This window comes from Brachyspira pilosicoli (assembly GCF_019402445.1).
GTDB classification, from domain to species: domain Bacteria; phylum Spirochaetota; class Brachyspiria; order Brachyspirales; family Brachyspiraceae; genus Brachyspira; species Brachyspira pilosicoli_B.
Genome location: NZ_SRZM01000106.1, coordinates 1 through 9,922 on the forward strand (window position 1 = coordinate 1; position 9,922 = coordinate 9,922).

The window sequence follows — 9,922 nt, forward strand, 5'->3', positions numbered from 1 at the left end:
TAGAGTTTTATTTCCTATAGATGCCTGAACTTCTATATATTTTCTTATTCCAATCTGAATTGGTAAATATTTAAGAATATCAAGAGCAAACTTTTTATAGTTTTTCATTTCAGGAATGTCATAATTAAATAAAGAGTATAAAAAATAAAGCTCTGTATCAAAACTATATTCAGGGAGACCAGTTCCCCATCTGCTACTACCATATAGATTGTATGAATTTTTTTTGCTTGTATAATAATCTATAAGCTCATCAAAGCATTTATTTTTATCTTTATCAAATATTTCTTCAATATTTTCTGTAGAACTAAGAGTAGGTCTTTTAGCATATTTATTAAATTTATCTTCTGTAAATTTATTAACTATAGTTTGTAATACACTTACTGCCTTTTTTAAATTATTTGTGTCTATTTTATTATCATTATGTTCTAGTAAAACACCGCTAAGAACTATAAATATTCTTTTGTTTCTATCATTATTTCTATTCTTATTATACCTATCACTATTTAAACTGTTTTCTACAAAATTATAAATTTTATAAAAATCTTCTTTATGATTCAAATATAAATCTCTTGCACCATAAATGAAGTTATAACGATGATAATCCTCAAAATGCTGTGCTATAAATGTGAAATCATTTGGATAATTTATAGCTTTAAAAAATTTCTCTCTAGCTTTATAAGGATTGTTATAATCTAATAATCTTAAATGGTATCCAAGTATAATATTAATGTCAATGATATATTCTTCATTTTTATTAAGCACTTCTATAAATTTATTTTTTATATCTTCATTTTTATCTAAAACAGCAGCAATTACATTTAAAGTGTCATAAAGATTAGGAAGAACATCGAATGATTTTATAGCTGCATTAATATATTTTTCATCGCATTCTTTATTATTTTTTATCACAGAACATATTGCAATCAATGGTATTACAGCATCTCTGTCCATTTTTTTTAATATTTTTTTATTATCATTGTTATTAATAATATCAATATATTTATCTGTATATTCTTGAAACTCTTTACTGAAGTATTTATTAAAATCTTCAAAAACTTTATATATTGAACCTTGACCATATAGAGTTCTTACATTCTCTTTATATTTTTTCTCATATCCATAAGCAAGATATCTGAGTGATTTTTCAAAATCTTTATTGACTATATAATCAAAAATAACATATCTAGTTCCGCCTTCTCCTTCCTTATCTCTTCCATAAATAAGTATCTTCATGAAATGTTCATATCTTTTCTTTAATTTCTCATCTTCTATAGAAAAATAATCTTTCAAAACTTCATCTTGGCCACGAAAATAATCATAAGTATTCCTATTTATTTTGCTTAAATCATTTGTAGATTCGCATGTTTTTATATTATCCACTATATAAGAGTCTTCATAATATTGTTCAAGTTTTTTTTCTAAGTCCATAACATCCTCCATATGTTTTTTAATTATATACATTTTTAACAAATTATAAAATATAAAAATTTAATATATTTAATAATTATATAAACTTTTAAGCTATATTAATTTTATAACAATATTATTAAAAATACATAATACTGCTAAACAAAAATATTATTTATAAATTATTGAACAATACATAAATTAATAATATAATTTATAAAAATATTTTTAGGAGAAACAAAAAAATGAAAAAACTGTCTTTACTTTTTGTAATATTTTTATTTTTATCATGCGGAAAAACAGAAACAACAAATCAAGCAGCAACTCAAACAGATTCAGTAAATGCTGCCCCTGTAGAAAAGCAGAGAGTGTATGTAAGTGCTGATTGGGTGAAGAGTGTTATAGACGGAAACCAGAGTCAGTCATCAAATTATGTGATTTTAGAAGCTTCTTGGGGAGAGCCAAGTGCTGATTATAAGAAAGCCCATATACCAGGTGCTTTGCATATAAATACAGACTTAATAGAAGAGCCTAATTATTGGAATGTAAGAACTCCTGAAGAGATAGAACAAGTTATGAAAGATTTCGGTATATCAAAAGATACTGCTGTAATCATTTATGGAGAGCCTTCTCCTGCTGCAAGAGTTGCTCTTACATTTCTTTGGGCTGGAGTTGAAGAGGTTCATATATTAGACGGCAATTTGAAAGCTTGGACTGATATGGGATATGCTACTTCAAATAATGATGAAAAAGCTACTCCTATAGAAGATGTTGGAGTAAAAGTTCCTGCTCATCCTGAATATATTATATCACTTCCTGAACAAATAATAGAAAAACAAAAAGACCCTAATTTTAAGCTTGTAAGCATAAGAAGCTGGGACGAGTTTATAGGTAAAGTAAGCGGTTATAGCTATATAGAAAAAGTTGGAGAGCCTAAGGGAGCTGTTTGGGGAAGAGATGAATTTGATTATGTTGATGATAATGGAAAAATCATAAGCATAGATGAAGCACAAAAGATATGGAATGAATGGGGAGTAACAAAAGATAATGAAATATCATTCTACTGCGGAACTGGATGGAGAGCTGCTATACCGTTTTTAATAGCCTATCAGGAAGGCTGGACTAATGTAACTTTGTTTGATGGCGGTTGGTATGTATGGCAGATGAACCCAGAACTTCCTATTCAATTAGGAGACCCTAGAACTAATAATTAATTTTAGGAATTATTATATATTGTTATAAGCGGGCATTATTTTTTGATGTCCGCTTTTTATTATTATTTATATTTTTATTATTCTATTTTTATAGAAATCATAAAATATACTGCCGTTTTTATAAACTCCGCCACATAAACTATAAAAAATATTAATGACATATAATAATATGATAATAATGTCTTTTGAGAAAATATATTAAAAAAAGAAATTAATAGTATGCCAAATAAAAACAATGAAATATTTAATACATACAAACATCTGCTAGGCTTTTTTTTGATGATATAAATAAACATAGCTATAGAAAGTATAATTATAATTAAAACTATAATTGAAGCAATATTCATAACATTTTCCATATTATAAATGCTGTTTAATTTATTGTTGGTATAGACAAAATGACGCATTACGCCCATTTTCTTTTTAGAGAGAACATGCAAAACAAAAGCTAGTATTACAAACAAAACTTGAACTATAGTTATTAAAGCAAATAATATTTTTTTAATCATTTTTAATCCTATTTATAAATGTTTACAAAAATCAATTTACATATACATAAAAAACTATATTTTATCATATAAGTATTTATCTTATATTTTGGCTACAAATGCAGTTGTTTTGCTTCTTTTATACCAATACCGAGTAGGTGCCTATCGGCAAAGGAAGTGGTGTGTGGGGCAAAGCCCCATAAACATTTTAAATTTTTGACAAACTTAAAAAATTTCAGTATATATTATTTCTTATAATTTAAAAAATTTAAACAAGGCTCTGTTTAGTAAAGAGGTTTTATTTTTTAAATTATCCATATTAAACATATCAAGTAAAATATGATGAATATTTTTTATATTATGCCTATTAAAATTACCCGCACAAGTAGCACAGTAAACATATAACTCATTAATATTCTTTTTTTTAAGTTTATCTATAAATCCCTCTGACAATTCTCTTTCATTAGAAATAGCACACCCCCCTAGCCCGCAGCAATTAATATCATTTATCTCTTTTATTTTGTTTTTATCCAAATCAATAATTTTTAATATACAATCTCTTATATATTTTGTTTCTTTATCTGGGCAAGGCACAAAAAGATTTATCTCTTTTTTATTTAAATGATTTAAATTAAACTTAAGTCCAAGCTCATTCATCTTCTCATATATAGTTATAATTTTTATATTAATTCTGGGCTTTAAAAAATAATAACAATTAGGGCATAAAGTTATTATCTCTTTAACTCCCTTTGAAAGCATATTCTCTTCTAATTTTTTTATTATGTTTGCTTCATATTCTTCTATGCCCAACTCAGCTATAGGTTTTCCGCAGCAGTCAAATACCACTCCAATGTTATATTCTTTTTTAAATTTGCGTAATATATATTTTAAAGCATCAGGATAAAATGATGAAAAATTGCACCCAGGAAAAATTACAGACTCGCTTATTATATTATTATAATTTTTAAATATATAATCTTTTTTCTCAAACAGCAAAGCTTTATATTTTTTTTCTATTTCTTTTTTATTATTTTCAGATGATTCTATTTTGCTGTGCCTCAAAGCTAAAGATATCTTAGAGCCGTCTATATTCTTAGGGCATACTATCTTACAGTCATTACACAAAAAACAATGATATGCCAAATATCCTCTTTTAGAAAACTCTTCCAAATCCATATTATACTTAGTTAAAAAACTGCATTTTTTTATGCATCTGTTGCAATGAATACACTCTTTTACATTATCAGGCATCTTCATAAAAAAATCCTCATTTCATATTGTTATATATATTAGCTATCTTTTCTATATCTTCATTATTTCTAAACATATACTGAAGCTTCTGCATACAAATCATAGTCTTTATAACACCATTTTTTTCAAACCTTCTAGCAGAAGAAATTATATATGAATCAATAGCCTTTATTGGAGAAACCTTTTTTAATTTTATAGACAATTTATAATCTTCCATAAGAGCTATATCATCAAACATCCCTATATCATTAAATAATTCTTTCTTTATAAATATACCCTGATCCCCAAAAGCTATATGCCTTAATGAAACTCTCAAATTAGAAAAAAATCCGCATATATGCATTAATATTTTTCTGCTGTCAAATTTTATTTTTAAGCACCCTGCATTATTAGTTTTAATAAAGTTTTCTATTTTTATTAAAACATCTTTTTCTACAACGCTGTCAGAATGCAAAAATAAAAGAATGTCGTATCTACTCTCTTTAGCTCCATTATTTAATTGCTTAGCCCTCCCCTTTTGAGAATGAACTATTTTATAATTATTTTTTATTACGTTGTTTAATATGCTCAATGTTTTATCGCTGCTTCCCCCGTCAGAGAATATAACTTCAAACTCACCTTCAAGCTCATTTAAATTGCTTATCAATTTTTCTATTGTATTTTCTTCATTTAAAATAGGTACAATTATAGAAACAGACACTTAAAAAAAATCCTAATTATTATAAATTAATGCTTTTTAAAAAATTACTTGTATTTATTATTTTTTTATCAATATTTATCCTGCTATTTAAAGCCAATAAATCATCATATTCATCAATATCATGTCTTTTCTCTATAAGACAATATTTCAAATTAATATTTTCTATAGCCGCTAAAATATTATTAAGAGTGCCGCTATTAACCTTCACTATTATATCATTATATTCTTTCATTCCTACTAAATAATATCCACCATCATAGCTAGGTCCAAATACAAAATCATTATTATCCAATAACTCAAAAGAATTAATAATATCTTTTTCATCTATCTCTGGTATATCAGTTCCTATTAATATGCACTTTTTATATCCGAGAGAAAATACTTCTTTCATAGAATTATATATTTTTTCGTTTTCATTAGGAGAGTTTATCTCTTGTTTTATATATTTTCCATCATCATAAAATATTTCTTTTAATATATTCAAATCCCCATCAGGATTATATGCTATTATAATATCAATATTATTTTGTTTTAAGCTTATAATTTTTTTATATATATCTTTTAAAAAACATTTATGAAGATTACAGCATTCCTCAGCAGATAATTTTACCTGAAGTCTAGTTTTTGTTTTGCCTGCAACAGGTATCCTTGTAAATATTATTAAAGCATTAGATTTCATTTAGATTCACTTATTTTATTTTTTATTAATTTTTTTGTTAAAGATGAAATTAATATAGTTAAAATACCGCCGAACATAAATATAAATAAAACTATATTAATAGTGTTTAATTTTAATAATCTCTTAGCATACAAGCCATCTCTTATAATAGAAGAAGGAGTATATAATATAGCAGAAGGCGATAATATAATTAAAGCAATTATAAAACATATAATAAGATTGATAAGCGAGAATATTGAATGTTTTTCAAAAATATGTTTTTTATTATTAATAAAAATAAATATAATAAAAAGTAAAGCCCATATTATAAAAAAACATAAACCTATATTCATACGCATTTCAAGCCATACATTTTTAAACATAATAAAAGAAATAATCATAGCCCATAAAAAAGTATTATACAGCACAATAAAATATCTCACCTATCAATCCTTTTATAATTTAATTATTTATCTTGAGCTATTCTAAATATAACAGAAACTCTTGTACCATCAGCAGGCAATACATCTTCTCTGCCGTATCTGCCTATTTTTTTCATTTCAACAGCACCAGTTTCATAAGCAGCATCGCTTGTTATACCAACAGCACAGCTATCAAGACAAAGTATACATCCTGTTCTTTTTGCTTTAGCATTTTCCATATTTCCGCCGAATCTTATATCCATAGGTCTTTCTTCATCTGACCTTATTATTTCAGCAAAAGGAATCTCTTTGCCCAAACCCTCCCAAGTAACAAATACATCTAATTTTTGTCCATCAACTGTTTTTCCTAATTTCATATCTTCCATAGTTAAATTATTGCCTGGCACTGCTCCTATATCAATTAAAGCCTGATAAAATTCTCTCTCATCTGCTAATCCCCTCAAAACAGATTTATCGCCATTTGAACCCATATCAAATACAACGCCATGTCTTGTAGGCGAATTAAAATATTTGCCGTTTACCTCTGCAGCAATTATAACTTCTTTTTTTTCTGCATCTATTATAACAGGCTCTGCTCCCTCATCTCTCAATATAACGCTTCCCATAGAATTAGTCAATTGAGAATCTGCAGACACTGTTTCAGATGATGACTGATTTTTGCATGATATAAACATTAGTGATAAACATGCAAATAAAATAACAATAATTTTTTTATTCATACTATTTCTCCATTTAATTTTTTTATATAAATATATTTAATTATTTTATTCTAAATATAACAGAAACTTTCTCTCCGTCTTTTGGAAGAACATCGTCTCTTATAAACTTGTCTATTTTTTTACTGTCTAATTCAGCAGTAGCATAAGCAGCATCACTTGTTATTGCTATAGGACAGCTGTCAAGACAGAGTATGCATCCTGTTCTATTTTCTTTAGCAGCCTCAAAGTTTCCTCCAAATCTAATATCCATATCTCTTACATCATCTGACTTTATTATCTCAGCAAAAGGAATCTCTTTACCCAAACCGTCCCAAGTAACAAATACATCTAATTGCTGCCCGTCTACATTCTTGCTCACCTTTGTATATTCTTCTAATTTTAGATTGTTGCCAGCTACAGCTCCTATATCAATTAAAGCCTGATAAACTTCTCGCTCATCTGATAAGCCTATTAAAACTGCCCTATCTCCATATTTTCCGCCTTCAAACACTATGCCATGATGTCTTGAAGGATTAGTAAAATATTTTCCGTTTACTATAGCTTCTATTATTATCTCTTTTTTATCAGCATCAATAATAACAGGTTCTGCCCCCTCGTCTCTTAATATAACGCTTCCCATAGAATTGGTTAATTGAGAATTGGAAGATGCATTTGCAGATGCACTTGATGATTGATTGCCGCATGATATCAACATCAATGTTAAACATGCAAATAAAATAATTTTCTTATACATTTTATTACTCCTTTAATTAAATAAAATTTTTAAACACATTTATTCAAATATTTCTTTTTAAGCCAAAATGATATAATAACTACAAATATCAATATAGCCAGAGAAATTAAAAAATATAAATATTTATTGTTCTGTGAAACTATGCCTACAGATGCTATAGTAAATAAAGATATTCCAGGCAGCATAAACAAAAATGTGTATAGAGAATATTTTATAAAACTTACATCTGTTATGCCGTATGCAAAATTTTGTATATTGTATGGAAACAAAGGCAGCAATCTAGTAATCATTAAAAGAAGCATAGCATTTTTATTTCCATCTTCAAACAAAAGTTTATTTAAATATTTATTCTTCTCTACAATAGGCTTTACAGCATCTTTAAGAAAAAACCTTGAAATCAAAAAAGAAATTACAGCAGCCAAAGTAGAAGATAGAGAACATAATATAATACCAAGCACAGGTCCGAATAATATTCCAGAAAATAATGCAAATGTAATTCCAGGTAATGCCAATACAGAACTTCCAACAGCCGTTACTATAATATATATTACAGATGCCTTAACAATATTGTCGCCTATCATATATTTAAAATCATCAAAATTATGAATCCTCTCATGCAATTTATAATGATGATTAACAATAACGATTATAATTACCGCTAATATAAATATAGCTAATTTTATATATTTAGATTTCATTTTTATTTTCACTTTTTTCTAAATTATTAGTTTTATCTTTTTTGCTTTTATATATTTGTCTTAAAAGAATTATTAATGCAGATAAAGCGAATAATATTAAAAGAGCAGTAACAAACAATTTAGCTCCGCCAGTAAGCATTCCTCCAACATAAGAATAAACTATTGTAGCAGGAAGCTGACCTATACCAGTTGCTATAAAAAAGCTCAAAAAATTCATAGAAGTAAGCCCTGCAGCATAGCTTACTATATCAAAAGAAATAAAAGGAAGCAGTCTAGCTATAAGAATGCTTTGTCTTCCATATTTAGCAAAGAATTCATCTACCTGATTAAGCCCCGTTTTGCTTGTAAGCTTCTCCACAAAATCTCTTCCCAAGATTCTTGCTATATAAAAACATACAGCAGCACCTGCCATAGCACTAGACCAAGATAATAAAGCCCCCGCCTTCCATCCAAATAAATTAGCATTCGCAAATGTAAGCAAAAATGCAGGCAAAGGAGCCGCTATAGATTGAAAAACCATAAGCATAAATGAAACTGCCATTGCATAATGTCCGTAAGAAGCTACAAACTCTTTTACAACATTAAAATCTCCAGTAGCAAACATTTTAAATACTGCATTAAGTTTGCTGTTTACTATGGGTATAAAAAAGTATGCTAACACACAAAGTACAATTATTAACAGTAAAATAATTTTTTTTATTAGCGATTTTTTATTTTTAGACATAGGTTCATTCATAAAATAAACTCCTAAATATACAAAAGTATACAAAAAACTTTTATTTTTTATAATTATTTGAATTTGATAAGTATAAGTCTCACGGACTATGATAGATTATTATTGAAGAGGGAATTTGTGCTTGTTAAAAAATGTGCTAAATTTTGTTTTGGAATATACTTTTAGCATATGAACTCCAATAAATTGATAAGCAAAATATTAACAAAAAAAGCAAAAATATCAAGTAGAGCATAAAAATAATTATTAATTTTTATATAAATTATTATCATTATAATTTATTTATTGACTATAATTATCTATATGTTATCATATTTGAAATTTTTACAAACAAAAGGAGAGTTTTTTATTATGAGAAAAAGCATTATAATTTCTTTTGCATTATTATTATTAATAAGCTGCAGCAATTCATCACAAACTTCTTCAGAAGAAAAAGCAGCAAGTTATAATAATCTTTCTGTAGATGAAATTATCACTCTATGGCAATCAAATCCTGACATTATAGTGATTGATGTTAGAACTCCAGAAGAGATTGCAGAAATAGGCACTATAGAAGGTTCTACCAATATAGACTTCAAAGCAGCTGACTTCAAAGAAAAAGTTTCATCATTAGATAAAAGCAAAGAATATATATTATTCTGCAGAACAGGCAACCGCTCTGGACAAGCTTCTCAAATAATGGCTGATTTAGGTTTTTCTAATGTGAATAATCTTAGTAATGCTGGTTATGATGATTTATCTAAGGCTTTAGCTAAATAATAAAAAACAGCATTTAATTATGAAATACAGTCTTTTAATTTATTACAAAAATAAAATCCCTCTTATTTTCTAATCAAATTAGATCGTGAATCTAAAGAATCATATTTAATAAAAACAAT

The 9,922-nt window shown here is 26.9% G+C and carries 11 protein-coding genes and 1 pseudogene; 2 read left to right on the forward strand and 10 right to left on the reverse strand.

The features are described from left to right. A pseudogene (locus E6A48_RS04310) lies at window positions 1–1,428 on the reverse strand (DUF4132 domain-containing protein); the annotation flags it as partial. A gap of 224 nt (window positions 1,429–1,652) precedes the next feature. On the opposite strand from E6A48_RS04310, the gene E6A48_RS04315 reads away from it, so the two are divergent. After that, the gene (locus E6A48_RS04315) at window positions 1,653–2,621 is read left to right on the forward strand and encodes a sulfurtransferase (RefSeq protein ID WP_219708824.1); all 969 of its coding nucleotides are present in this window, start codon (window positions 1,653–1,655) and stop codon (window positions 2,619–2,621) included. 77 nt (window positions 2,622–2,698) lie between these two features. On the opposite strand, the gene E6A48_RS04320 is transcribed toward E6A48_RS04315, so the two are convergent. From E6A48_RS04320 to E6A48_RS04360, 9 genes are all read right to left on the reverse strand, one after another. Beyond that, entirely contained in the window at window positions 2,699–3,130 is a 432-nt protein-coding gene (locus tag E6A48_RS04320; protein ID WP_219708825.1) for a hypothetical protein, read from the reverse strand. 231 nt (window positions 3,131–3,361) lie between these two features. Then, window positions 3,362–4,366 carry a heterodisulfide reductase-related iron-sulfur binding cluster gene (locus E6A48_RS04325; protein WP_219708826.1) on the reverse strand — a complete coding sequence of 335 codons (1,005 nt, stop codon included), beginning with the start codon at window positions 4,364–4,366 and terminating at the stop codon, window positions 3,362–3,364. A gap of 10 nt (window positions 4,367–4,376) precedes the next feature. Then, on the reverse strand, window positions 4,377–5,060 hold the full coding sequence (locus E6A48_RS04330) for a TIGR04283 family arsenosugar biosynthesis glycosyltransferase (protein ID WP_219708827.1): 684 nt from the start codon (window positions 5,058–5,060) through the stop codon (window positions 4,377–4,379). A gap of 19 nt (window positions 5,061–5,079) precedes the next feature. After that, window positions 5,080–5,739 carry a TIGR04282 family arsenosugar biosynthesis glycosyltransferase gene (locus E6A48_RS04335; protein ID WP_219708828.1) on the reverse strand — a complete coding sequence of 220 codons (660 nt, stop codon included), beginning with the start codon at window positions 5,737–5,739 and terminating at the stop codon, window positions 5,080–5,082. Continuing rightward, the gene (locus E6A48_RS04340) at window positions 5,736–6,161 is read right to left on the reverse strand and encodes a hypothetical protein (RefSeq protein WP_219708829.1); all 426 of its coding nucleotides are present in this window, start codon (window positions 6,159–6,161) and stop codon (window positions 5,736–5,738) included. Before E6A48_RS04340 ends, E6A48_RS04335 begins: the two co-directional genes overlap by 4 nt. A gap of 23 nt (window positions 6,162–6,184) precedes the next feature. Further along, complete coding sequence (locus E6A48_RS04345) at window positions 6,185–6,880, reverse strand: YdjY domain-containing protein (RefSeq protein ID WP_219708830.1); 696 nt, start codon at window positions 6,878–6,880, stop codon at window positions 6,185–6,187. 40 nt (window positions 6,881–6,920) lie between these two features. Next, the gene (locus tag E6A48_RS04350; protein ID WP_219708831.1) at window positions 6,921–7,613 is read right to left on the reverse strand and encodes a YdjY domain-containing protein; all 693 of its coding nucleotides are present in this window, start codon (window positions 7,611–7,613) and stop codon (window positions 6,921–6,923) included. A gap of 29 nt (window positions 7,614–7,642) precedes the next feature. Next, on the reverse strand, window positions 7,643–8,311 hold the full coding sequence (locus E6A48_RS04355; RefSeq protein WP_219708832.1) for a TVP38/TMEM64 family protein: 669 nt from the start codon (window positions 8,309–8,311) through the stop codon (window positions 7,643–7,645). After that, entirely contained in the window at window positions 8,301–9,047 is a 747-nt protein-coding gene (locus tag E6A48_RS04360; RefSeq protein ID WP_014933603.1) for a TVP38/TMEM64 family protein, read from the reverse strand. Before E6A48_RS04360 ends, E6A48_RS04355 begins: the two co-directional genes overlap by 11 nt. Window positions 9,048–9,395: 348 nt before the next feature. On the opposite strand from E6A48_RS04360, the gene E6A48_RS04365 reads away from it, so the two are divergent. Further along, complete coding sequence (locus tag E6A48_RS04365) at window positions 9,396–9,803, forward strand: rhodanese-like domain-containing protein (RefSeq protein WP_157145093.1); 408 nt, start codon at window positions 9,396–9,398, stop codon at window positions 9,801–9,803. Window positions 9,804–9,922: the final 119 nt, after the last annotated feature.

What these genes read in the sequence shown, in the direction of transcription:
- E6A48_RS04360 (WP_014933603.1), bottom strand. Translation starts at nt 9,047, where the DNA reads ATGAATGAACCTATGTCTAAAAATAAAAAATCGCTAATAAAAAAAATT.
- E6A48_RS04345 (WP_219708830.1), bottom strand. Translation starts at nt 6,880, where the DNA reads ATGAATAAAAAAATTATTGTTATTTTATTTGCATGTTTATCACTAATG.
- E6A48_RS04335 (WP_219708828.1), bottom strand. Translation starts at nt 5,739, where the DNA reads ATGAAATCTAATGCTTTAATAATATTTACAAGGATACCTGTTGCAGGC.
- E6A48_RS04315 (WP_219708824.1), top strand. Translation starts at nt 1,653, where the DNA reads ATGAAAAAACTGTCTTTACTTTTTGTAATATTTTTATTTTTATCATGC.
- E6A48_RS04365 (WP_157145093.1), top strand. Translation starts at nt 9,396, where the DNA reads ATGAGAAAAAGCATTATAATTTCTTTTGCATTATTATTATTAATAAGC.
- E6A48_RS04350 (WP_219708831.1), bottom strand. Translation starts at nt 7,613, where the DNA reads ATGTATAAGAAAATTATTTTATTTGCATGTTTAACATTGATGTTGATA.
- E6A48_RS04320 (WP_219708825.1), bottom strand. Translation starts at nt 3,130, where the DNA reads ATGATTAAAAAAATATTATTTGCTTTAATAACTATAGTTCAAGTTTTG.
- E6A48_RS04355 (WP_219708832.1), bottom strand. Translation starts at nt 8,311, where the DNA reads ATGAAATCTAAATATATAAAATTAGCTATATTTATATTAGCGGTAATT.
- E6A48_RS04325 (WP_219708826.1), bottom strand. Translation starts at nt 4,366, where the DNA reads ATGAAGATGCCTGATAATGTAAAAGAGTGTATTCATTGCAACAGATGC.